The sequence below is a fragment of the Blautia sp. HA8986 genome, assembly GCF_056504635.1.
The window spans coordinates 1,403,573-1,427,249 of sequence record NZ_JBWLUQ010000001.1 but is presented as its reverse complement, the minus strand read 5'-3'; the positions used below and the strand labels follow the sequence as shown (position 1 = coordinate 1,427,249).

19 protein-coding genes and 4 pseudogenes are annotated in these 23,677 nt (G+C 40.4%); 13 read left to right on the top strand and 10 right to left on the bottom strand.

Annotated features, from left to right (window positions below; genetic code table 11):
• The first annotated feature begins 5 nt into the window (after window positions 1-5).
• On the top strand, window positions 6-1,397 hold the full coding sequence (locus AC04Q4_RS06685; RefSeq protein ID WP_195456439.1) for a hypothetical protein: 1,392 nt from the start codon (window positions 6-8) through the stop codon (window positions 1,395-1,397).
• 255 nt (window positions 1,398-1,652) lie between these two features.
• Here the strand turns inward: AC04Q4_RS06685 and AC04Q4_RS06680 are convergent, their stop codons facing one another.
• Both AC04Q4_RS06680 and AC04Q4_RS06675 read right to left on the bottom strand, forming a co-directional pair.
• The gene (locus AC04Q4_RS06680) at window positions 1,653-2,747 is read right to left on the bottom strand and encodes a recombinase family protein (RefSeq protein ID WP_476388750.1); all 1,095 of its coding nucleotides are present in this window, start codon (window positions 2,745-2,747) and stop codon (window positions 1,653-1,655) included.
• Between the two features lie 43 nt (window positions 2,748-2,790).
• Window positions 2,791-3,213: a recombinase family protein gene (locus AC04Q4_RS06675; RefSeq protein ID WP_243251540.1), complete on the bottom strand. Its 423-nt coding sequence runs from the start codon at window positions 3,211-3,213 to the stop codon at window positions 2,791-2,793.
• A 157-nt stretch (window positions 3,214-3,370) separates the two neighbouring features.
• Between AC04Q4_RS06675 and AC04Q4_RS06670 the strand changes: the two are divergent.
• Window positions 3,371-3,529: pseudogene (locus AC04Q4_RS06670) on the top strand (transposase); the annotation flags it as partial.
• Between the two features lie 147 nt (window positions 3,530-3,676).
• A pseudogene (locus AC04Q4_RS06665) lies at window positions 3,677-4,438 on the top strand (IS3 family transposase); the annotation flags it as partial.
• Window positions 4,439-4,579: 141 nt separating this feature from the next.
• Here the strand turns inward: AC04Q4_RS06665 and AC04Q4_RS06660 are convergent.
• The 8 genes and pseudogenes from AC04Q4_RS06660 to AC04Q4_RS06625 all read right to left on the bottom strand — a co-directional run.
• Window positions 4,580-5,134: pseudogene (locus tag AC04Q4_RS06660) on the bottom strand (hypothetical protein); the annotation flags it as partial.
• Between the two features lie 54 nt (window positions 5,135-5,188).
• Complete coding sequence (locus tag AC04Q4_RS06655) at window positions 5,189-5,374, bottom strand: hypothetical protein (protein WP_195456438.1); 186 nt, start codon at window positions 5,372-5,374, stop codon at window positions 5,189-5,191.
• Between the two features lie 65 nt (window positions 5,375-5,439).
• The gene (locus AC04Q4_RS06650) at window positions 5,440-5,616 is read right to left on the bottom strand and encodes a hypothetical protein (RefSeq protein ID WP_476388749.1); all 177 of its coding nucleotides are present in this window, start codon (window positions 5,614-5,616) and stop codon (window positions 5,440-5,442) included.
• Between the two features lie 27 nt (window positions 5,617-5,643).
• Entirely contained in the window at window positions 5,644-6,216 is a 573-nt protein-coding gene (locus tag AC04Q4_RS06645) for a DUF2815 family protein (protein WP_195456470.1), read from the bottom strand.
• Window positions 6,209-7,335 (bottom strand): annotated as a pseudogene (locus AC04Q4_RS06640) (DUF2800 domain-containing protein). Before AC04Q4_RS06640 ends, AC04Q4_RS06645 begins: the two are co-directional and overlap by 8 nt.
• A gap of 1 nt (window position 7,336) precedes the next feature.
• On the bottom strand, window positions 7,337-7,657 hold the full coding sequence (locus AC04Q4_RS06635; protein ID WP_195456437.1) for a DNA ligase: 321 nt from the start codon (window positions 7,655-7,657) through the stop codon (window positions 7,337-7,339).
• Complete coding sequence (locus AC04Q4_RS06630; RefSeq protein ID WP_195456436.1) at window positions 7,593-7,802, bottom strand: hypothetical protein; 210 nt, start codon at window positions 7,800-7,802, stop codon at window positions 7,593-7,595. The genes AC04Q4_RS06635 and AC04Q4_RS06630 overlap by 65 nt, the downstream gene beginning before the upstream one ends.
• 144 nt (window positions 7,803-7,946) lie before the next feature.
• Window positions 7,947-8,465, bottom strand: a complete 519-nt coding sequence (locus AC04Q4_RS06625; RefSeq protein WP_110103438.1) for a helix-turn-helix transcriptional regulator — start codon at window positions 8,463-8,465, stop codon at window positions 7,947-7,949.
• Window positions 8,466-8,776: 311 nt separating this feature from the next.
• On the opposite strand from AC04Q4_RS06625, the gene AC04Q4_RS06620 reads away from it, so the two are divergent.
• From AC04Q4_RS06620 to mcrC, 10 genes are all read left to right on the top strand, one after another.
• Complete coding sequence (locus AC04Q4_RS06620) at window positions 8,777-9,679, top strand: hypothetical protein (RefSeq protein WP_195456434.1); 903 nt, start codon at window positions 8,777-8,779, stop codon at window positions 9,677-9,679.
• Window positions 9,669-10,316, top strand: a complete 648-nt coding sequence (locus AC04Q4_RS06615; RefSeq protein WP_476388748.1) for a hypothetical protein — start codon at window positions 9,669-9,671, stop codon at window positions 10,314-10,316. The genes AC04Q4_RS06620 and AC04Q4_RS06615 overlap by 11 nt, the downstream gene beginning before the upstream one ends.
• Window positions 10,317-10,357: 41 nt before the next feature.
• Window positions 10,358-10,558: a helix-turn-helix domain-containing protein gene (locus AC04Q4_RS06610; protein ID WP_008976224.1), complete on the top strand. Its 201-nt coding sequence runs from the start codon at window positions 10,358-10,360 to the stop codon at window positions 10,556-10,558.
• Between the two features lie 21 nt (window positions 10,559-10,579).
• The gene (locus AC04Q4_RS06605) at window positions 10,580-12,856 is read left to right on the top strand and encodes an AAA family ATPase (protein WP_195456433.1); all 2,277 of its coding nucleotides are present in this window, start codon (window positions 10,580-10,582) and stop codon (window positions 12,854-12,856) included.
• Between the two features lie 83 nt (window positions 12,857-12,939).
• Complete coding sequence (locus AC04Q4_RS06600; protein ID WP_195456432.1) at window positions 12,940-15,042, top strand: HsdM family class I SAM-dependent methyltransferase; 2,103 nt, start codon at window positions 12,940-12,942, stop codon at window positions 15,040-15,042.
• Window positions 15,043-15,054: 12 nt separating this feature from the next.
• Entirely contained in the window at window positions 15,055-16,341 is a 1,287-nt protein-coding gene (locus AC04Q4_RS06595) for a restriction endonuclease subunit S (protein ID WP_110103433.1), read from the top strand.
• Window positions 16,341-17,099, top strand: coding sequence for a TIR domain-containing protein (locus AC04Q4_RS06590; RefSeq protein ID WP_476388747.1), 759 nt, complete (start codon window positions 16,341-16,343; stop codon window positions 17,097-17,099). The genes AC04Q4_RS06595 and AC04Q4_RS06590 overlap by 1 nt, the downstream gene beginning before the upstream one ends.
• A gap of 13 nt (window positions 17,100-17,112) precedes the next feature.
• Window positions 17,113-20,184, top strand: a complete 3,072-nt coding sequence (locus AC04Q4_RS06585; protein ID WP_476388746.1) for a DEAD/DEAH box helicase family protein — start codon at window positions 17,113-17,115, stop codon at window positions 20,182-20,184.
• 15 nt (window positions 20,185-20,199) lie between these two features.
• Window positions 20,200-22,596, top strand: a complete 2,397-nt coding sequence (locus AC04Q4_RS06580; RefSeq protein ID WP_195456430.1) for an AAA family ATPase — start codon at window positions 20,200-20,202, stop codon at window positions 22,594-22,596.
• Window positions 22,593-23,663 carry a 5-methylcytosine-specific restriction endonuclease system specificity protein McrC gene (gene mcrC / locus AC04Q4_RS06575; RefSeq protein ID WP_118752506.1) on the top strand — a complete coding sequence of 357 codons (1,071 nt, stop codon included), beginning with the start codon at window positions 22,593-22,595 and terminating at the stop codon, window positions 23,661-23,663. Before AC04Q4_RS06580 ends, mcrC begins: the two co-directional genes overlap by 4 nt.
• Window positions 23,664-23,677 lie beyond the last annotated feature (14 nt).

Sequence of the window (23,677 nt, the reverse complement as noted above, 5' to 3'; positions counted from 1 at the left end):
TAGAGATGACACGCAGATGTATATATTGTGGTCAAGACCATGATTTATCAGAGTCGGATATTATCCCTGATGCGCTTACTAACGCGCGTGTATTAAATAGAAATGTTTGTCGAATAGAACATAACAATAAGTTCAGCGATATGTTTGAAAGCAGAGTTATCGATGCTTTAGGGTTTATCACAAATGAACTTGACATTAAATCGAGCAAAGGAAAAAAATATGCGGCATATGATGCTGTAGTAAACATTGAGGGAATAGATTATAATTTAAAACTTCACGGGGATAATGAAATATTTAATGGAAGAGTAATAAAATCATCAGATAACAAGCATATGATTAGCTCTTATGACAGAGCCGTTAAAATTGCAAAAGACGAGAGCAAAGTTCAATCATTAGATATTAACACAATAGAAATACAAAAGAAGGTCAGTATCAATAATGAGATTTTTTTTGATATATCGATGTATAGAATGCTTTCAAAAATTGCTTTTGAATGGTATTGTGCCAAAAATGATGTCTCTGGTTATTGTCCAGAGTTTAGTGACATAATTGACTTTATTACAACTGGTAATGGCACAAATCCTGTTAGTATTATTCAAGAAGAAGAAATTTATAAAATGGTAGACCAACTTGGAAATTTAGGAAGTCATATATTATTTGCTTTTGAAAAAGAAGACGGAGAAATAGATGTCATTATCTCACTTTTTGGATTGCTCATGTATAGAGTTGTAGTAGCGAAACAAAAACCAAGTATATGTGTGAATAACTATTTGTATACGGAGTTGAGAACAGATTCTTCAAGGAAGGAAATTGTTCATCGATCAACGGAGGAAGCGCAAGAAAGGTTTTATGGAATGTTTGCTCAGGACAAGTTTGTAAGTGCTGGTGTCTTTAATGGTGTAAGTATAATGATTCCCAAAATTATGGCGTCAATGAAAAATGTTGGGATTTATCCACTGTGGTTTAATATCACTCAATATCTTTCGAAGGTTAATACTGATACAATTAAACCAAATGATATAATTAATAGGATTTTTCTTAGACAATTGAAAAATATCACACAAGCTTCAACGCTGCAAAAAAAATCAATAAAAAGATTTGTAAATGAAAATTTTTATAGCGATCATGAAACTATTAGATTAAATCCTGATACGAGCAATAAGAAAGCAACCGTATTGTTTTATGTGGTTTATCTCATTGGAATCAGTGAGGAACCTGAATTAAATGACATGGTTCTTCAGAAGATTATTAAGGAAGGATTACCTAATTTATCTAACGAAGAATTTATAGTTGATGATGAAATGGAAAATAGTCTCAAGAGGATAATGATGGAAAATGAAAATTACTCCGCCATTCTAGAAAAGGGCGCCGAAAAAGTAATAAGTTGGAAAAATTAAAACAGACTCCCCATCGCCGGATTAGTTCCAGTGGTGAGGAGCCTTTGTACGTTTATAGACTTATATATCAACATCGATACTAACGCCAGATTTCAATTCGACAGTGATGTGGTCATCCCAGATGGTTATCTGTTTGATCCAGCAGCGTACTAGTGATTCGTCAAATTCGGTGAGGTGGGTGGTCTGCTGGCGGAGTTCTCTAAGCCTGAATATTTCATTGGCAATCTCGTCATAGGCTTCTTTGCTCTGGGCTTTCTAGATCAGTTCTTGTTGCAGGGTCATCAGTTTTTCGTCAATGTTTTCAACGGAGGTTGCCTGCGAAGCTCGGATGACTGAGGCAATGTTGAGCTGTAGCTGTGCTTGATAGCTACTTTTGTCTCCAAGCATCTGGTTGATTGCCTTGATGACAGCATCCTGAAGGACCAGCTCGTTAATGGTTCTGGCGTGGCATTTCAATCCGGTAGATTCCAGCCTGCTGATGCAGCGCCAGACGATAGATTTAACTCCACGATTGTTCCAGTGGAGCCTTCGAAACATTTCACCGCATTCACCGCAGATGACAATTTGCGAGAAGCAGTGATTGCAGCTATAGCTACGTTTCTTGCCGTTGGTACTGGTTTTGACCACTCGCCTGCGGACCAGTTCTTCTTGAACTTGTAAGTAGATGTCTTTCGGAATAATGGCTTCGTGGTTGCCTTCTACATAGTATTGCGGGACGAGACCGTTGTTCTTGACTCTGGTTTTGTTCAGAAAGTCTGTTGTGTAGGTTTTCTGGAGCAGGGCATCGCCGATGTATTTCTCGTTTCGGAGAATCTTGTTGATGGTGCTTGTGTGCCACTTTTTTCCTCCGGCACCGGTAAGAATACCGTCACGTTCCAGTCCGGCGGCAATCTTATCCATGCTGAGCCCTTCTAAATATTCTCGATAAATGCGCTTTACGATTTCTGCCTGCTCTGGATCGATGATGAGGTTGCCTTCCGTATCCTTCGTATAGCCAAGAAAACGATTGTGATTGATTTGTACCTTGCCTTGCTGGTAGCGGTATTGCAAGCCCAACTTAACATTCTGGCTTAAGGATTGCGATTCCTGCTGAGCCAGAGATGCCATGATAGTAATAAGAACTTCGCCCTTGGCATCCATCGTGTTGATGGACTCTTTTTCAAACAGAACAGGAATGTTCATGTCTTTAAGCTGTCTGATGTATTTTAGACAATCCAGTGTGTTTCTGGCAAATCGGCTGATGGATTTGGTAATAATCATATCAATGTTACCAGCCTTACAGTCATCAATCATGTGATTAAATTCTTCACGTTTTTTTTGTGTTAGTGCCGGAGATACCGTCATCGGCATAAATACCGGCAAGGATTTTTTTGAATATATTCTGTATAGTGTTCTACCTGAGCTTCGTAGCTGGTAGCCTGCTCATCGCTGTCGGTACTGACACGACAGTACGTTGCGACTCGGAGCTTTGGTTTTTCTTCTTCCTGCTTACGATTGGTATCTGTATTTTCTTCATCTGTGTTTGCTTATTATTTCGTCCGAGTTTTGTGGCTCGGCGTTTACGTTCTTCTTGTGCTTTCTGGTAGGTTTCCTTATCAATGATGGCAGGGTAGAAACTGTCGCCAAGATAATGGACAGTTCCCATCAATCGCTTCGCTGTTCCGTGATAGGTTGGTATCCTAGCTTCAGCAGCTGCCTTTGATAATGACATGCCACTCAGATAATTTTGATAAAGCTGTCGGAGTTTTGTGGCAGCAGGTTCGTCTATAATTGCGATGCCGTTTTCAATCCGATAGCCAAATGGTGTATGGCCCATCTAATCATCAATCCTTTCTGTGAATGTTTGATGCTAGAATATAAATAGTACAAGCCAAAATGAGAAATTCCAAATACACATAAGTATGGTACAATAGAGACATGCTGAAGGAGGATCTCATATGGCAAAGCAACATGACAAATAATTTAAACTTGATGCAGTCCAGTACTATCAGGATCACAAAGATCTCGGAGTACGTGGATGTGCAGAAAATCTTGGCATCGGATACAGCACATTAACAAAGTGGCTGAAAGACTTCCGGGAATCAGGTGATATTCCTGTTCGTGGTTCTGGTAATTACGCATTTGATGAGTAGAAAGAAATTGCCCGACTCAGACGTGAATTGAGTGATGCCCAAGATGCACTTGATGTATTAAAAAAGCAATCAACATTCTGGGAAAATGACGGAAGTCATTTATCTCGAAGTGTCTGAGAAGACGAAAGCTGCCAAAAGGTTGGACGCCGGGTTTCCGTCTCCGGAATGTTGAAATTTTTAGGTGTCTCTCGCTCAGGATATCTTGCATGGTTCCAACATGTACCTTCTGATACAGAAAAACGCCGTGAAGCTGTGAAAGCAAAAATCCAGGATATTTATGATGATTCCAAACAGAACTACGGTGCGCCAAAAATCACTGTAGAACTGCGAAAAACCGGTGAAGTCATTTCGGAAAGAACCGTTGGTACATATATGCGCCAAATGGGGATCCGTGCTCAGTGGAACAAGCCATGGACAATCACCACAAAAGATTCTGATTTCAGCACCGAATTACAAAATATCCTTGATGAACATTTTAATTCTGACCGTCCGAATGCCGTCTGGTGTTCGGATATCACCTACATCTGGACAATAGACGGATTCGTCTATCTGACCAGTATTATGGATTTATTTTCCAGAAAAATCATAGCCTGGACGCTTTCAGAAACACTGGAAGTATCCTGCGTGATTGATACTATAAACAAAGCCAAAGCTCGTCGAAATATCGATCAACCATTAATCATCCACTCAGATCGTGGGAGCCAGTATGTTGCAAAGGAATATAAAAAAGCAACCGAAAATATGCAACGCAGTTATTCGAAGAAAGCATTTCCATGGGATAATGCATGCATTGAATCCTTCCATTCTATTATTAAACGCGAATGGCTCAATCGATTTAAAATCCGCGATTATAAGCAGGCATACCAGCTGATTTTTGAATATCTGGAAGCTTTCTATAATACGAAATGAATTCATACCCATTGCAACTATATGTCGCCAAACGAATTCGAACGAGTGTATAAAAGAACGCACACTGAGGCGGAGCTTTTGGCAGGTTAAAATGGGGAGAAATTTCTCGTTTTAACTTGTACTAAATCTTGACATAGGACCAAGCCTCTGCTGGATGCACATTTCGGTCTCCACATCACGGACAGTATATTTCTTGAACACGGACCACTTGTCCGGAGCATGGAAGGGGCGATTTCTTGTACGCTGCCCATTGGTCTTCGTGGGAGCACAGGGCTGGCAAAAATATTTGATGAGATCTTTTCCTTCTGAGAGCTTTTGTTTTTCCAAACCGAGAACAGCACCGACACCCTCCAAGGAGAGTGGGAGTCCCATTGTGGCAGCCCAAATCATAGAGCAACGCCAGCTTTCTGGTTCCAGATATTCTCCTGTCGGGTACCCTAAGAAACGAGAAAGACAGATGCGTTCAAAAGCTGCATTGAACGCCCACTTAATGACAGATTCGTCTTCCAGGGCAAGAAGGACTTCTTTTGGAATCTGTTCTCCGCAGGCAAGGTCAATCACCTGAACGGGCTGGTTGTCTGCGCTATAGGCAAAGAGCAAGATTTCAAAATTGGGAGACTCCACATAGCGATAGACGCCTGTTTTCTGAAGAGGCACATCACTGTAGGTCTCAATATCGATACTGAGTGTTTTCATGAGATTGTCCTTTCTACAAAACAGGCAGCAGAGAAATCCCTGCCGCCTGCCGTGTTACTGTTTATCTTTATTGGATTTGTATTTATTGATGTCACGGCGGATGTGGCATACCGCATAGCGGATAAGATAGAGAATGATTTTCCCTACGTTATAAATGATGAAGCCATATACCGCTACAAAAAAGGTGTATGCGATGACGTTAGCAATAAATAGATTTAAGATTTCTGCAAATTCATTCATAGATTGTCTCCTTTTGTCGAAAGATGTGCTGGCGGCAGCAAAACCACCGCCAGCAGGTTGATAGATTACTTAAAGTCCTTCATACGTTTTTCATGGTATTCGAGATCACGCTTGTCCTTTTCCTGTTCACGCTTTTCGCGTTTATGGTCATTGATGATGCTCTGAATGATAGAGACCGCAGTAGCAAGCCCCACGCAAGCGAAGCAGCCGATACAGATGTTTACAAGAATAGTACTAATCATGATTGTCTCCATAGTTTGTCACCTCCATTAATCAAGAAAATCATCATCGTCATCAGTTGCGAAGTCGGATTCGGCAGATGCCTTACCACCAAGAGGCTCGCCATCACGAATTTTCTGCAGATTGTTAAGGCCGCAGGCGATGCCCTTATTACCAGAGCTGTTGAAAGCATAGAAGCTGATGCTGGCACGACCGTAGATTCCGGAGTAAACCTCAGAACGAGTGAGGATAGGATTGCGGTCTGCATCCACGATGCCCGGAGCAGAAGTGGCGTTGGCATTTACAAAGTAGCTACCAGCGTAAGCAGGGTCATCCGGTCTTTCAAGGTCTCCGTCACGAAGAGGAGTCTTAAGTACGGAAAGTGCCGGTACGGACTTGCCGTTGCCCTTGAGTTTGGATTCGCCTTCACGGTAGGCTGCTTCGATAGCCGCTTCAATCTTAGCGACAGTCTTGGTGTCAGATTTTGGGATGATCAGGCTGACACTGTACTTCGGAGTACCACCGTTGATGGATTTCGGTTCCCAGACGTTAGCGTAGCTCCAGCGTGTGTTAGGACCGGTGATAACCTTCATGGGATTTGTCATTTTTGCATTTTTACTCATTATCATATTCCTCCGTAAAATCATTTTTTGCTGTGTTCATTGCCGGGCGTTTATCACTTTCCGGCACAAGAGTAGGTTTGCCTTGTGGCTTTTCGATATAGGCTACAAGAAGATCTTCAAAGCGAGCTTTGCCGAGCAACTTTTGCATGGCTGTGATACCAAGCAGCTTCTTTTCGTAAGGGTCAAAACCGGCAGCTTTGACAGCCTTCGATACAGCGTCTTCGCTGGTATATCTGCGGTTGGAGCGACCCTCGACCAGCTTCCATCCAGTCCATTCTTTACCGCTGATTGCCTGTTGGAGTGCATACTCCTTGATGTCACCTGCCCAAGCGACCAGTTCGTCGACACGGGAGAGGATGACTTCAATTTCCGAATCCTCCAATAGTGGTGGCAACTTAAAATCGTGCTGTGCGAGTAGAAGATTGGCTTCAGCTCTGGCTCGGCATTCATGTTTTGCTTTGCAGAATCCGCACCATTCACCACACAGGAAGTTCCCATCACCGGCAAAGGCAAGGTCTGCGGTAGGCTTCAGAACTTCATCGGCCCATTGATGCAGGTCATCCTTGCTGACTTCGTAGGTAGAAATGTTCTGACGTCTGGGCTGGTAGATGGTCATGCTGACCGTATCGATGTCATAGATGTCATCGAAGAGTTCCAGTGCGCCAAGGGCGTAGCACTTCATCTGCGGATTGTTCTCAGCGGATACGAGGATTCCAAGACCATGTTTGTAGTCAATCACGTGCATAGTTCCATCGCTGATGAGAATAGCATCCGAGGTTCCGAAGCCCTGTTCTACCCAGCGTGAGAAGTCCACTTGCTGTTCAATCAGAACAACAGGGTCGGAGCAAGTCTGCTTGGCCTCATCCAAAAGCTCCATGATGAAGCTGGCATAGCCGGTAGCACAATCCTCCATCTCAGCGTTGTACCAGTCGAGATTCTCGGTAGGATCTGTAGCTTCCATACCGAGTGCTTTGCGGAGTTTGTATGGGCATCGGTACCTTCTGCAGCATAGTTGCTGCCTTTATCCTCATAGGTTTCGCAGAGCCTTGCTGATGGTGGGCAGTGGAGCCAGCGGTCAGAAGAGGATGCGGAGAGGATTGCATGTCCTTTAGGTGGCATATTAGAGCACCTCCGCTTCCCTGAGCAGGGCTTCATAATGTATCGGGTCTACGAGTGACAACTTACTTGCACCGTACTTTTTAAGAAGTTCTCGAATTTCAACTGTATGTCCGGGACGAGATTTATCAGCCAGAACAGCTCGAACCTCCTCAAAGGTCAGTGCAGGTTTTGTTTTCTTTTCAGGTCTAGCAGTAATATTTTCAGCTTGCTGCTTATCGTCAGATGAAAACTGCTGTATGAGCCAGTTTGCTGCATCATTAATAGCAGTGGCAGCATTTCTCAGCTCTTCGATGGTCATAGCCATATCGTTCATTTTTGACATTTACTTTCCCTCCTTCCTCGGATTGTCTGTGTGCGGCGATGATTCTGAGATTCTTCGCCATTCTTGTGGATACCTGACTGATTGCAGTGAGAGTAGCAATCACTTCTGCGTCAGTACCGCTTCTGTTGTGAAAAGTCCGATTCACAATGTTCACCTCACTTTCTGTAGGTCGCTTTGTTTCGCCTTACACTACTCAATGGAGGTGAGATGGCCGTTTGGCCGAAAAATATAAGAAACTTTTTTGAAAAGAAAAATCGTCCCCTGAAGAATCAGAGGACGACCATTCATATTAGATGTAGTCCTTAAGCTCGGAGCGGAGCTTCTGGAACAGCTTGTCCCTGCGATACACGAATGTATTACGAGAGAGGCCCATTTCCTTGCCGCAGTCACGTTCCGATTTTCCTTCCATAATAAGCTGGCAGATAAGACGGCCTTCCGGGTCCAGCTCGTTCAGCTTTGCGTAGAGGGCACGAAGAAGTTCTGCGTCCTCCATTAATTCAGCGATAGCTGCGGATTCATCCGGCATGTCATCAAGCCAGCTCTTTTCATTTCCTTCACCGTCGCTTACGGTGTTATCGAGAGAAAGCTGATCGCCAGCCTTGACATACGGACAGGTCATACAGTCCATGTCGCATAAATAGCGTTTGCTTGCAGGGCAGACACAACGGCCATGTTCCTGCTGGCGTTTACGGTAGGCGTTGATGTCACGGTAGTAGTTCGTGTAGAACTCCTTGTTTACGTCTACCCAGCTTTTGGATTCCTTGATGTAGATACGATACTGTTTGCTCTGATTGTCTTTGTTTGCCATAACATTTACCTCCTGTGATTGGCATAGATTTGTGACCAGTCACAGGTGGAAACAGAGATTTCAGGCATATTTCGCTGTAGAGTTTATTGTTCGTTCATACTCGCTACATTGAAAATAATGTCGAAAAGTGTTATGATGATTTAGTAGGGTTTGTTGGGGGTTGCTCTGGTTTATATTCATCAGATTCGACGGCCGACAAACATCAAAAAATCCCTGTGGCTTTTCACAGGGCTAGAAAATAGTAAGTTGAGTAGGCCTGCCATTCACAGTTGAGTAAGTTGAGTAGGTAAATTTGGTTAGAGGGACAATCAATGACAAAAAATGAAAATTTAAGACTGTGTGGCGGTACGTTTTTCACCTTACTTTTAGAGGCTAGAAAGCAACTGCTGGGTGCAAATGAACACTACGCAGGAAAAAAAGATGGATTAACTGAATATGAAACTTTGATTGGTTTAGCCAGAGTGATACGTTCTGATTTAGCGACACCAATGCCGACTGAAATTAAAACAATTCAGGGTAACGCTTCAGAATATAAGAAATGCAAGAATGCAGGCGGAGGCTACTTCCCGTTCGGTGATAAAACGGCATTGAGAGTTTTTGACGAAAGAGTGAAGAACGAGTATGTGGATACATTGAGAAAAATGTGCCGCTTTGTGGATGACTTCATTGATGCTGGAGGAGATATAAAAAAAGACGAGCTACTCGTGAAAGCACTCGTCGAATTAATATCGTTGGATAATTGCATTGATGATAGCCAATCTTTCTATATCAAAGAAGATGGAACAACAGCGCAGAAAAAAGAACTCATAAATATGAAAGAAATTCCTTTGCAGTCATTTCTATTAGGTGTATTTCATTATTCGGTATGTAGTGTTGATAATGTAGTTGGAGCTGAAACATTCGATTTCTGGTGTCCGTCTGCCGGTGGAGCAAAAAGGACTTACAAAGGAGATATTGGTGCCGATTGGCCAGTAGATATCAAACTCAGATACATTCAGCTTGAAGATTGTGACATAGCTGAGAATGATGCTAATGGCTCACCAGAAGATGTCATAGTTGAAGCGGACTGTGAAGATCCTCATCAGAACAAAGAAAAATCTAAACAGCAAATGGTTTTTAATTTCAACGTAACTGGAAATAACAATAGCTTCATTCAGCATGTCGATAGCATTACGAACAATTATTATGGAGGGCAGAAAAAAGATGGAGAATAAATTACAGCCATCACAACCGGGAGTTTTGCAAGCGCAAACACCGAATACGACATTTAATTTGCCCGGTAACAATAATACATTGGTAGCTCATACAGACGCTGTGAACAATACCTATAGCGTAATGATGGTGGGTGGGGCACCACCCATGCCGGGAAGCCCTAACGCAGTGCACACCATTACATTAAATACAGATTTCTATCACCTTCTGGTTGTTGGAGATGATGAATTAAATCCTCAGTACTGTCATTGCCTTGTTCGAAAGGACAGAGCAATAACGGAAAGTACCTCAAAAGAACTGAAAGCAGCTTATGCGGCTTTGTCAGAAGATGCAATATCGGTGCTGAAAACCTATCCGGCAATTATTGCGACTGAGAACCACACTTATGGGAAAACAGATGAAGACCACTATGCTGCGTATGGGTTGATTGTTGATGTAAAGATTCAGGACAATGGCATTAAAGTATATTATCAAATACTTAACTGGATACCACAGCAGAAAATAAATGAACTTCGGTTTGAACTCGGAATCGAAGGCTGCAGCGGAACGAATGAATTGAATCGTATGCACTGGGCAATAAAAAAGATAAATGCAGTAGAGGTATTAAGGGAAGCTGGGATACAAGTCTTTTCTTTATAAATACGCAACCACTCATCTGGAATCGAACATGGAGGAATAATATGAGTGCAGAATATGAAAACATGCAAGTTGAAAAATGGGTAAACCTTGAAGATGTAGCAGAACACCTAAGTTTGAGTCAGGATACAGTCCGTACTTGGATAAAAGAAGGAAAATTACCTGTATATAAAGCTGGAAAACGATATAAATTCAAAATCTCTGAAGTTGACGAATGGGTCAGAGAAGGAAAAATTAAAGAATAGAAGCAGGAGGTAGATTTGCATATGAACCCTAAAATGAAATCAGCAATAGAAAAAATAACGTTAAACGATGCCACATTTTCCAATGAGGTTATAGAACCGACGTATGTAAATTTCTTCTATGGGAAGAATGGTGCAGGCAAATCTACCATTGCACGAACGTTTAAGGCAAACGATGAGCGTTTACAGTGGCAAGCTGGGAAGGCATCAACTGACTATGATGTTCTTGTGTATGATACAGATTTTATAAATGCTAACTTGCGTAACTATGGAAATCTTGCTGGTGTATTCACCGTAAATGAAACTAATATTGCTATTCAAGAGCAGGTTGATACACTCAATGCAGAACGCAAGAAAATGGGTGAGGAATATAACGGACATAAGGCCGCTATAGACCAGAAAACAGCGGATAAGAATACCGCTTTATCGACATTTCAATCAGACTGCTGGAGCAAGAGTGCGGAAGCCAGAACACTATTCGATGAAGCTATTAAGGGTAAGAAAAAAGCTGCATTATTCGCTCAAGAAATTTTAGCAATTACGCCGGTTGCTCATGATGTTGAAGATTTAAAAACTCTATATGGGACCGTTTTTTCTGGCGATGCACAGCAGTACAACATGCTGTCTAAGGCAGGTAAAGTTACCTATGCATCCCTGCCGGGATATGAATTGATGGGAAAACCAATCTCCAGCAGCAGTGATACGGACTTTGCAAAATTTATTAAAGCCCTAAAAGCTACTGATTGGGTACGAAGTGGTCATACTCATTTTGCTGGCCAGACAGACGGAAAATGCCCATATTGCCAGCAAAAACTCCCGTCTAACTTTGATAAAGAAATAGCTGCATGCTTTGATGCACAGTATCAAGATGACATCTCTGCGATTAATGCTTTTCAAAGAACATATGAATCAGAGATGGATTCCGTTGTAGCAACGCTGGAGGGCAATGTATCTGCTGCTATGCCGGAATTAGACTTGTCAGAATATGAAGTAAAAGTTCAGCTTCTTGTGGATGCGATAACCATTAATAAACAGAGAATTGCAGCAAAGATTAAAGAGCCGACATCCATTGCTTCCTTAGAAGATACTGATAGTTTGCTCATTGAGATTGGCACTCTGATTGATGGCTTTAATAAGAAAATCAAAGAAAATAACGAGATAGTCAGAGACCTCAAAACAAAGAAGGTTCTATGCAAAAAGCAGGTGTGGGAGTATCTTGCAGAGCTTTTGAAAGCTGATGTAGCTGCGTACAACAAAGCACTGTCTGATTTGGACACTGAAATAAAAGCATTGAAAGATAAAATGGAACAGTTAAAAAAGGATGCTACTGCCAAGAAGAAAGAGGCCAATGAACTAAACAAACAGATTGTGAATACTGAGGCCACTATCGATAGCATCAATGTTCTGCTTGATAATTCTGGTTTTGAAGGTTTCCATCTTCGTGCAAAGGACGGAGTAGCAAATACATATGAGGTTATTCGGCCGGATGGAACTGTTGCAGAAAAACTGAGCGAAGGTGAAAGAAACTTTATTGCATTCTTGTATTACTATCACCTTGTGAAAGGAAGCCTTAATAGTGAAGCTGTAAAAGATAAAATTGTTGTTATTGATGACCCGGTATCCAGTATGGATAGTGGAGCATTGTTCATCGTCAGTGCTCTGGTCAGAGAGATGATTGAGGTTTGTTACAACAATACGGACTATCGAAGCCATAAAGTCGACGGCGACTATATTAAGCAGATTTTCATTCTGACTCACAATGTTTATTTCCATAAGGAAATTACGCATTACCAAGCAAAGAGATATCACAGCGTTTCGTTCTATATGATTCGTAAGATAGAAAACATTTCTTCAGTTAAACTTTGTGTGCGTCAGAGTCAGAGAGTACCTACCGAGCAAGAGAACTATAATCCAATTCAAAACTCGTATGCTGCTCTGTGGGATGAATATAAGGAACTGAAAACAGCAAATACGGTGAAGAATGTAATCCGACATATTCTTGAATACTACTTTATTCAGATATGTGGCTACGAAGGAAACGACCTTCACAAGATTGTTCTGGAACAGAATAAGCTGTTGTTTGTGGATGAAGTGGAAGGACAGAAGCCTAATTATGACCGATACAACCTTGCTTCAAGCATGCTCACATATATGAACGACGGCCCAGCTGTTATAAGTGATGGCTTCAACTATATTGATGATGGCAGTGATGTGGAACAGTGCAAAAAAGTGTTTGAGTTGATTTTCACTGCCATGCATCAGGAACAGAACTATAAGATGATGATGGGAATCGAGGACTAAGTCCCGATTTTTGGACACTTAAACATATAAAATTAACAATGACTAGGGTTAGGAAGCTCTTAGTCTGATTGGAGGAAAATATAATGGCACAAAAGCAGACTATCGATGCAATGTGGGACGATAGCCCTATCGATGTATCAACAGAGGTGAATTTTATCTGGTCTATTGCAAATAAGCTGCGTGGTACATACCAGAGTGATAAATATAAAGATGTAATCATTCCGATGGTTATTATCAGACGTTTTGAGTGTGCGCTGGAACCTACCAAAGATAAGGTGGTTGCACAGTTTAAAGCAAATCCAAATTACCCAGCAAAAGCTATGTATCGTATTTCGGGATTTCAGTTCTACAATACTAGTGAATTTACACTGGCAGAGCTGATTAACGATGCAGACCATTTAGCTGCAAACTTCAAAGCATATTTGCAAAGCTTTTCACCAAATGTTCAGGAGATTATTGTATCTGCTGAGAAAGGTTTGGACTTTTATAAGCAAATTGACAAGATGGATAAAAATGACCGTCTGTTAAGTGTCGTTAAAGCATTTTCAGATCTGGATTTAAATCCTCGCACAATTGATAACGTAAAGATGGGATATATTTTCGAGGATCTAATTCGTAGATTTTCTGAAAATGCCGAAGCTGGTGATCACTATACCGGACGTGACATCATCAAATTGATGGTAAATATTCTGCTTGCTGAAGGATGTGATGATATTTTTGATGATGGAAAGGTCATCACAGTTTTAGATCAAGCCTGTGGTACCGGTGGTATGCTTTCTACAAGCTATAATTTCATTAAGAGGTACAATCCCACTGCGGATGTGCGTCTTTTTGGTCAGGAAATCAACCCGGAATCTTATGCTATCTGTCTTGCAGAAATGCTCATCAAGGGCCAAAATGCTGAGAATATATGGTATCAGGATACAATGAAAAAAGATTGTTTTCCTGAAACAAAGATGCGCTTCGTCATTGAAAATCCTCCATTTGGTACACCTTGGGGAGGAAAGGATGCCGCTGAAGGTGTAGAAAAAGCAGTTAATGATGAATACGCAAAGGGACATGATGGCCGTTGGGGTGCTGGGCTCCCTGGTTCCGGCGATATGCAGATGCTGTTTTTGCAATCTGCTATTGACAAAATGGATGATAACTTTGGTCGTGCTGCTATTATTGAAAATGGTAGTCCATTATTTTCAGGTGGTACAGCTTCTGGCGAAAGCCAAATTCGTCGTTGGATGTTAGAAAACGATTTAATCGAAGCAATTATTGCATTGCCAACAGATCTGTTTTACAACACGGGCATAGCTACATATATCTGGGTGCTTTCAAAAAATAAACGTGCTGAGCGCAAGGGCAAGATTCAGTTGATAGATGCTTCGTCCTTCTTCCACAAACTGCGCAAGGCTCTGGGTGATAAGAAAAATGAAATATCTCCGGAAGACCGCAGCACCGTAACGAAGCTCTATGCAGAATTTGCAGAAAACGAGTACTGCAAGATTTACGACAACGAGGAGTTCATTTACCGTGAGTACACGGTTATGCAGCCTCTTCAGCGTAGCTATGCCATTACAGAGGAGCGTATCGAAGCTATGCTGTCTAAGGGTGCGCTTTCTTCTCTCTATGATCAGGCTAAGGTTAATGAATTGGAGAATGCTGAAGAACTAACTGGCAAAGAACAGAAAAAATTGGAATCATTCCAAAACAATCAGGCCTTATACGATGAGATTATTACTACATTGAAAGCTGTCACTTCAGAACAAGTATATAATTCACCGACTGAGTTTATGCCTGTACTGACTAAGGCACTTGCTTCGGCAACATCTGATAAAAAATTGCTCGACAAGATTGCTAATGGCCTCTCTATTATGGATAAGAATGCAGAAATTCAACGTGACCGCAAGGGAAGGATTATTTACGACAAAGAAACCAAGGACACCGAACTGGTGAAATGGGAGGAAAGCATCGAAGATTATATGGCACGTGAGGTTTTGCCTCATATCCCGGATGCCGCCGCTTTCTTTGAGGAAGATCTTGGAAAGAAAAAACCTGTCATCAAGACCGGTGCTGAAATCCCATTCACGCGGTATTTCTACAAATATCAGGCATCAACGCCAAGTGAAGAGCTGGAAACAAAGTTTATGGAACTGGAATTTTCGGTTTCAAAGCGTGTGGCAAAGCTGTTTGAGTAAGGTGGTGCTGATATGAGAGAAATGAAAGCGAGTGGAATCTCTTGGTTGGGAGAGCTTCCCTCCAATTGGGAACTAAGAAAAATAAAATACTGTTTGCAAGAACGAGTTGAGAAAAATAATCCTGTTAGGACAACAGAAATTCTTTCGTTGACTGCTAAACAAGGCGTCATTCCATACGATCAAAAAGAAGGTGGAGGAAACAAACCTAAAGAGGATGTGAGTGCATACAGACTGGCTTATCCTGGGGATATCGTAATGAATAGCATGAATATATTGTCTGGCTCTGTGGGGCTGTCGCAATATTTTGGTTGTGTTAGTCCTGTTTATTATATGCTTCGCCCTTGGAATGCAAAGGAAGATGTACGCTACTATAACTATATCTTTCAGACAACGATGTTTCAACGCAGTTTGTTTGGACTTGGAAATGGCATTCTTATTAAAGAATCTGGAAATGGAAAATTGAATACAATTCGAATGCGCATTCCGATGGATAAGTTTGGCGGCCTTTTTATACCGGTTGCTCCAACAGGTGAGCAGCACCGCATTGCCGATTTTCTCGATGCTAAATGCGCTGAAATTGATGTGCTGACCACCGACATTCAAACTCAGATCGACACGCTGGAGCAGTACAAGCGGTCTGTTATCACCGAAACTGTCACCAAAGGACTGAATCCCGATGCCGAGATGAAGGACAGCGGGATTCAATGGATTGGCAATATGCCTTCACATTGGGAGGTTATTCGTGGCAAGTACATTCTACGATATATGCAGAAGCCGGTGCGTGATGATGATGGTGTAATAACCTGTTTCCGCGATGGTGAGGTAACCCTGAGAAGCAATCGACGTGAAGATGGTTTTACGATGTCTGATAAAGAAATCGGTTATCAAGGCATTGATATCGGTGATCTGGTTGTACATGGTATGGACGGCTTTGCAGGCGCTATTGGCATTTCTGATTCAAGAGGCAAGGCGTCACCTGTGCTTAATGTTTTAGATACCAACCAAAACAAGCGATACATTATGTACTATCTTCGTAGCATGGCGTACAGTGATGTATTCCTTGCACTGGCAACCGGAATTCGAGTTCGTTCTTGTGATTTGCGTTGGAACAAGTTAGCGGATCTTTCATATCCTGTTCCACCGCTGGATGAACAAAAAGCGATTGTTGAACATGTCGATGCAGTGCTTGCAAAGGCGGATGATGTTATCTCTGATAAGAAAGAGCAGCTTGCAACACTTGACGAATATAAGAAATCACTCATCTTTGAGTATGTAACTGGGAAGAAGGAGGTTGTCTAATGGCTACTTTTGAAGAACAACTTAATAATCTGCTAGAAAGGACTCATTCTATTAAAAGCCCAATTAATGCAGCGGCAATCGGTACGGATATAAACGAATATAATCGTCCGAGTGAAGTATGGATCAATGATGTAGAGATTTTTTACAATAATTATCTTAAAGAACATCCATTAGGTAACCGCATGAAAACAATCCTGTTTCATAGAAATCTGGATGCTTACAAAAATCTCGTTGGATGTTTGGAGAGTATCAGCAAGGATCAAGATTTTATAAATAAAATGAACGGAATTTCAATGGTTAGTATGCCAAAGAATCAGGCAAAAAACTTGTCTGAATTTGATGTTTTTATTTCTCATGCTAATAAGGACAAAGAAAATTTGATTGAAGAATTATATCAGTCATTAAACAAACTTGGAATTGAGATTTTCTATGATAAAGAGTCTTTGGAGTGGGGAGATAATTGGAAGGATCGCATTCTGAACGGCACGAAAAAAGCAGAGTTTGCAATTATCGTTATTTCAGAAAATTTCTTTGATCGAGAATGGACTGAGCGTGAATTGAATGAGTTTTTAAACCGACAGAATAGAAACGGCCAAAAGCTGATTCTACCAATTTTACACAACATTACGGTTTCACAGTTACAAGAAAAGTATCCATCTATAGCAGATATACAAGCGATTGACTCATCCCAATATAGTTGCGACCAGATTGCTTTGCTTTTTGCACGTCAACTAATCAAACGGCTGAAAAGTGAGTAAGGAGGGATAATCAATGGATGATAAAACGATAATTGATATTACGAACTTGGATGCGGAAAAACATGCAGAAAATGCTGCAAAACGAGTTGCTTCATACAGCGAGAAGCTTCTTCATCACGCATCAATTCTTTCCGAAAAAGAATATCAGAAATTTCTTCTTGAAAGACTGGAAAAGGATAATGGTTACGTTATTCGTAAGGCAAGTGGCTTTGATCGTTATTTTGCAGTTGACCGTGAGATGTTCTTTAAGTTTCTAGAAGATACTCAGCACGAAACGATGGAATATCTGAGAAAAATATATAAGTCTGATTTGGAAGAGACGATTGTTAGTTTTATCAATGCTGAAACGACAAAAACTCGTGGCAGCCTTCTTGATGTGCTGAAGCATGGAATCGAAATTTCTAATCAGAAGCTGGAACTCATGTACACAAAACCGGCAACTACATTCAATCCAGATTTGACTAGAAAGTATGGACAGAATATTTTCTCTGCAATGGAGGAAGTGTGGGCCAGCGATAAAGAACGAATTGATGTTGTTATCTTTTTGAATGGACTAGCTATTATTGCATTTGAACTTAAGTGCAATGCAGCTGGGCAGTCTTATCAGGATGCAATTTATCAGTTCCGAACCGACCGTAGCCCCAAAACACGTCTTTTTATGTTCAAAGCAGGTACGTTGGTAAACTTTGCTATGGACTTAGAAGAAGTGTATATGACAACAAAACTCGCAGGTGACGCTACATTCTTCCTTCCTTTTAATATGGGAAACGGAGAAGGTGTAACTGCTGGTGCTGGAAATCCTGCGTTTGAAGATAAGTATAGCGTATCTTATATGTGGGAAGATATCCTTACAAAGGATACGATTTTGGACTTAATAAGTAAGTTTATTTTTGTCGAGACAAAAGAAAAAGTAGATGATAAGACCGGGAAAATCAAACGTTCTGAGAATTTGATATTCCCTCGTTATCACCAGCTGGATGTTATTCGAAAAGTGCTTGCCGATGTTAGAGAAAATCGCACTGCACAGAATTACTTGATTCAGCATAGCGCTGGATCTGGAAAAACAAATTCTATAGCATGGTTGGCACATCGTTTAACATCTCTTCATGACGAAGAAAACAAGATAATTTTTGACAACATCATTATTGTCACTGACCGAGTTGTTGTTGACCGTCAGCTTCAAAAAGCAATCATGGGAATGGAGCATAAGGCCGGATTGATTCGTGTTATGGACGATAAGTGCAATTCAGCTGACCTTGCGATTGCATTGAATGGTAATACAAAGATTATTGCAACCACAATTCAAAAGTTCCCGTATATTGTTGATAGTGTAAAGGACCTTAAGAATAAAAGTTTTGCAGTAATTATTGATGAGGCACATTCTTCTACTGCAGGTAAAGATATGGCTGCGGTAACAATGTCGCTTGGTTCTGGTGATCAAACTGAATCAGATGTTGAAGATATGATTTCAAGTGAAATCAAAAGAAACGGTAAGCAAGCAAATGTATCAATTTTTGCATTTACAGCTACACCTAAGCCGACAACAATTCAGTTGTTTGGTCGTTTGAATACGCATGGCCAGAGAGAAGCATTTCACGTTTATTCGATGAAGCAGGCTATAGAAGAGGGCTTTATTCTTGATGTTCTGCAGAACTATACAGAGTATTCAACTTTTTACCAGCTTAACAAGGAAATCGAAGACGATCCTCGTTGTAAAACGAATGCGGCAAAGAGGCAGATTGCACGCTTTATAGAATTGCATGATACTAATATTGCACAGCGTGTAGAAGTAATTGTTGAGCATTTCCGAACAACGGTAATGCAGGAACTGGGTGGCCAGGCTAAGGCAATGGTTATTACCGCGTCCAGACAAGGTGCTGTTAAATATAGACAGGCTTTTGAGGAGTACATTACCAAGAAAGGTTACGACGGAATTCATGCTCTGGTTGCATTTTCTGGAAAAGTAAAACTACCGGATGATGATAAAGAATATACAGAGGCATCTATCAATGGTTTTCCGGAGGATAGACTCACCAAAGAATTTGATACAGATAATTATCAAGTGCTTTTGGTTGCTAATAAATATCAGACAGGATTTGATCAGCCAAAACTGTGTGCAATGTATGTTCTGAAAAAACTAAGAGGTGTTAATGCTGTCCAGACACTTTCGAGACTGAATCGTATTTGTGCTCCATATGATAAAAAGACATTTGTGTTGGATTTCGTAAATACATACGAGGATATCAAAGCTGCATTTGCTCCATACTACACCACAACATTACTGGCAAATTCAGTAACGCCTAATGCAATTTACGACTTGGAAGCTACTATTGATGCCTATGCATTATTTGATCCGGCTGACATTGAAGCTGCAAATGATATATTGTATTCACAGAAAGTAACAGGGAAACAGAAGCAAAGATTGACATTCTTCCTGCAGAAAAGCAAGAAGCTACTGGAACATTATGAATATGAAACACAGCGTCAAGCTGTGGCAGATATGCGTGGATTTGTTCGTTATTATGAATTTTTGCTTCAAGTTTCTAGTTTTGAAGATACTGATTTGCACAAGAAGTATAACTTTATTTCATACCTGTTAGCTTATATCAATATTAAGCATCCAGGTGGTGGCTTTAATTTGGATGGAAAGATCAAAGCCTCTCAATTTGTTCAGAAAAAGGGTGAAGAACATGTTTCATCTGACCTGGTTGCAAAGCCGGTAATGAAACTGCCGACGGCGGAACACTTTGGTTTGAGTGAGGATAAAGAAAAGAGACTGTCTGAAATAATCGATGAGATTAACAGCAAGACTGGCAAGAACTATGATAACGATGTTGTTGTAAAGGCTATGCTGCAGATTAGAGATATCCTTATGAAATCAGATAAACTTAAAACAAGTGCTAAGAATAATACACAGCAAGACTTTGAGTTCTCTTATTTTGATGATATTGATGATGCACTTATTGAAGGATTGTCACAGAATCAAGATTTCTTTTCAATGTTGTTGTCAAATGATGAAATGAAACATCAGGTGATGGGAATTTTTTCTGATGAGATTTATAAAAGTCTTAGAGAATCAGTATAAAGGCGGTGAAAGACAGTGTTCGATAAATTTCGACTAAAAGAAGTGCTGGTAGAGTACAAAAAACGCTTTGTGCAACAACAGTGGCCTAATGAAAAATATAAATGGGAGGCTGTGCAATGCTTTCAGTTAAATTGGGATGTCAATTCAGATGATTTTGCACAGATGCTAACAAAGTCACTTGCTCAGACGGCTAATTTGTTGGCAGCGGTAAATAACTTCCCAGCAAGAATGATTACCAAGTTTGCAGAGATTGCGCCAGAAGAAGTACGCTCAATGTATATTGAACTGTATGATGAGAGCAAGGATTTATACGAGAGAGTAGCCAGCTTCAAAAATAAATCTAATACGTTATTAGAGAGGTATGGCAATGGAGCGGCTCAGCATTACCAGTATGAAAATGCGATAATGACATATTTATGGCTTCGATATCCGGATAAATATTACATCTACAAATTGAGTGAAGTAAAAGCTGTCTCGTCGGAGCTGGAAAGTGATTATCGATTCAAAAAGGGTGCTTATGCTGATAACATCAGGAATTTTGTGGCATTTTATGATGAGATTTGTGCTGAACTTCAGCAGGATGATGAACTTAAAAATCTGCTTAATTCTCAGCTGACATCTACATGTTACGCTGATCCTGAATTACGAACTCTTACAATAGATGTGGGCTTCTTTATTTCTCGCTATTGGAACAAGGAGGAACCAGGTCCTAAAGCGGATGAGTGGTGGCCGACTGATTATACTCCGGCATTAACGGTAGAGGATTGGTTAGAGCTTCTGACAGATAAAGACGTATTTAATGAGAGCAGTCTCGAAATCATGAAACGAATGAAGGATTATGGTGGAAAGGCTACTTGCACTCAGCTTGCTGTGAAATACGGAGAAACCAAGAACTTTTATAATAGTGGATCTGTTGCATTGGCAAGACGTATTGTTCAAAAAACTGGATGTCCAGTAATTGCAAGAGATGAAGAAAACTCTCGATTTTGGCCTGTATTATATGTTGGTAAGAATGCTGCAAAAGATGAAGAAGGATCTTATGTTTGGAAACTTCGTGATGAATTAGCAGAAGCTCTAGATCAAGTCGATTTATCAGAAGTCCTTTTGTATGCGCAAGATGAAGAAGGAGAAGAAGATCATAGATACTGGTTTTTGAATGCAAATCCCAAAATATGGAGTATGGCTAGCATGCCAGTTGGAGAAGTACAGGATTATACATTATATAATGATAATGGCAATAAACGGCGTATTTTTCAGAATTTCTTAGATGCAAAGGCTGGAGATATGATAATCGGCTATGAGTCCACACCGGTAAAGCAGGTAGTTGCAATTCTCAAAATTAGTGCGGAACAAGATGGAAAATCAATTTATTTTGAAAAAGTAGAAGGGCTGTCTTCTCCAATTGATTATGCAACTCTGAAAGCTTGTCCAGAACTTGAAAAAATGGAGTACTTTGGTAATCCGCAGGGTAGTCTGTTCAAACTGACAAAGGGTGAATATGATTTCATTTATGACATGATTCGTGATGAAAATCCAGCACCACCTGCAGCAGATAGTATTGAAAAATATGACAAAGAAAAGTTCTTAAATGATGTATATATGACTGAAGCAAAGTATGAGCGCTTAGTTGCAGTTTTGAAAAAGAAGAAAAATATTATTCTTCAAGGTGCTCCAGGTGTTGGAAAGACATTTGCGGCAAAGAGACTTGCATATTCGATTATGGGTGAGAAGGATGATGATCGCATAGAGTTTGTGCAATTCCATCAAAATTATTCCTATGAAGATTTCATGATGGGGTATAAGCCGGTTGAAGATGGATTTGAATTGAAGTATGGTATTTTCTATAGATTTTGTCAAAAGGCTGCAAACCATCCTGATAAAGATTATTTCTTTATCATTGATGAGATCAACCGTGGAAATATGAGTAAGATCTTTGGTGAGTTACTCATGTTAATTGAGGCAGATTATAGAGATACGAAAGCAACATTAGCCTACAATGGCCTAAGTTTCTCTGTCCCAAAGCGTCTACATATCATTGGCATGATGAATACTGCTGATAGAAGTCTGGCGATGATTGATTACGCACTTCGTCGTCGTTTTAGCTTCTTTGATATGGAACCGGGATTTGATTCAGAAGGTTTTATTAAATATCAGGAAGGATTCGCAAACGACACATTCAATACTCTGATTGACCGTATTAAGGAATTGAACCAAGAAATTGCTAAAGATAAATCACTTGGTAAAGGTTTCTGTATTGGGCATAGCTATTTCTGTAACACAGATGAGTGTACAGAAGAATGGATGCAAGATGTGGTTGATTTTGATGTGTTGCCTATGTTAGCAGAATACTGGTTTGATGATACAGACAAACTGCAACGTTGGGAGAATATTTTGCACGGTGTATTTCAATGACAAAGGATAAGAGCATTTTAATCAATAATATTTATCATATGCTTTCTTATGCTTTTCAGGCACTGAACCAAGAAACCTATGAAGATGTTGCAGTAGAGTCTTTTGACGAGATGTATAATCTGCTGGCAGCGATTCTGTCTAAGGGAATTGGATTGCAGTTAAAGCAAGGGCTATATAGAGAATACATAAGTCGTCAGGAAGAACTTTCAGTTATGCGCGGCAAAATAAATATGCCGGGTACAATTAAAAATAGGTTGGCACATAAAAGGGTACTTACTTGCGACTTTGATGAGTTGTCAGAAAACAATTTACTGAATCAAATACTGAAAACAACTGTTACGCTTCTTTTACGCAATGGAAAAGTGCAAGCAAAATACAAAGATGATCTAAAAAAGAAAATGTTGTATTTTTCAAATGTAGAGATAATAGAACCAACAGGAATTAAATGGTCGTCCATTCGTTTTCAGCGTAACAATCAAACATATAGAATGCTTGTAAGTATTTGCCAGTTGATTATTGAGGGGATGCTTATTACAACAGATTCAGGTGACTATAGGTTAGCCTCTTTCGTAGATGAGCAACGTATGTGTAGGTTGTATGAGAAATTTATTCTGGAATATTACAGCAGACATTATCCTGAATTATCTGTCAGTGCATCACAGATTCCGTGGTCACTGGATGATGGTATTGGAACCATGCTTCCGGTCATGCAAAGTGATATTCATCTGCAACGTGGCAATACTGTACTTATTATTGACGCAAAATACTATAGTCACACAACACAGTCCCAGTTTGATAAACATACGATTCATTCCAATAATTTGTATCAGATTTTTACATACGTAAAAAATCGGAGTTATCAATTTGGAGAGGAGAAAAATACAGTTTCTGGAATGCTTCTCTATGCAAAGACAGAAGAAGAAATACAACCGGACAATGTGTATCAAATGCATGGAAGTCAGATAAGTGTTAAAACTCTAGACTTGAACCAGCCTTTTGCGGAGATTGCTAATCAGATGGATAGAATTGTGGAGTCACATTTTTCTGGACTTGCAAAGAAATATTAAAGCTATCAATTTTG

Coding starts and splice junctions, on each gene's coding strand:
- AC04Q4_RS06590 (WP_476388747.1), top strand. CDS start 16,341: ATGGCTACTTTTGAAGAACAACTTAATAATCTGCTAGAAAGGACTCAT.
- AC04Q4_RS06600 (WP_195456432.1), top strand. CDS start 12,940: ATGGCACAAAAGCAGACTATCGATGCAATGTGGGACGATAGCCCTATC.
- AC04Q4_RS06625 (WP_110103438.1), bottom strand. CDS start 8,465: ATGGCAAACAAAGACAATCAGAGCAAACAGTATCGTATCTACATCAAG.
- mcrC (WP_118752506.1), top strand. CDS start 22,593: ATGACAAAGGATAAGAGCATTTTAATCAATAATATTTATCATATGCTT.
- AC04Q4_RS06595 (WP_110103433.1), top strand. CDS start 15,055: ATGAGAGAAATGAAAGCGAGTGGAATCTCTTGGTTGGGAGAGCTTCCC.
- AC04Q4_RS06655 (WP_195456438.1), bottom strand. CDS start 5,374: ATGAATGAATTTGCAGAAATCTTAAATCTATTTATTGCTAACGTCATC.
- AC04Q4_RS06680 (WP_476388750.1), bottom strand. CDS start 2,747: ATGCCGATGACGGTATCTCCGGCACTAACACAAAAAAAACGTGAAGAA.
- AC04Q4_RS06675 (WP_243251540.1), bottom strand. CDS start 3,213: ATGGGCCATACACCATTTGGCTATCGGATTGAAAACGGCATCGCAATT.
- AC04Q4_RS06610 (WP_008976224.1), top strand. CDS start 10,358: ATGAGTGCAGAATATGAAAACATGCAAGTTGAAAAATGGGTAAACCTT.
- AC04Q4_RS06635 (WP_195456437.1), bottom strand. CDS start 7,657: ATGTCAAAAATGAACGATATGGCTATGACCATCGAAGAGCTGAGAAAT.
- AC04Q4_RS06605 (WP_195456433.1), top strand. CDS start 10,580: ATGAACCCTAAAATGAAATCAGCAATAGAAAAAATAACGTTAAACGAT.
- AC04Q4_RS06685 (WP_195456439.1), top strand. CDS start 6: ATGACACGCAGATGTATATATTGTGGTCAAGACCATGATTTATCAGAG.
- AC04Q4_RS06645 (WP_195456470.1), bottom strand. CDS start 6,216: ATGAGTAAAAATGCAAAAATGACAAATCCCATGAAGGTTATCACCGGT.
- AC04Q4_RS06650 (WP_476388749.1), bottom strand. CDS start 5,616: ATGATTAGTACTATTCTTGTAAACATCTGTATCGGCTGCTTCGCTTGC.
- AC04Q4_RS06615 (WP_476388748.1), top strand. CDS start 9,669: ATGGAGAATAAATTACAGCCATCACAACCGGGAGTTTTGCAAGCGCAA.
- AC04Q4_RS06585 (WP_476388746.1), top strand. CDS start 17,113: ATGGATGATAAAACGATAATTGATATTACGAACTTGGATGCGGAAAAA.
- AC04Q4_RS06620 (WP_195456434.1), top strand. CDS start 8,777: ATGACAAAAAATGAAAATTTAAGACTGTGTGGCGGTACGTTTTTCACC.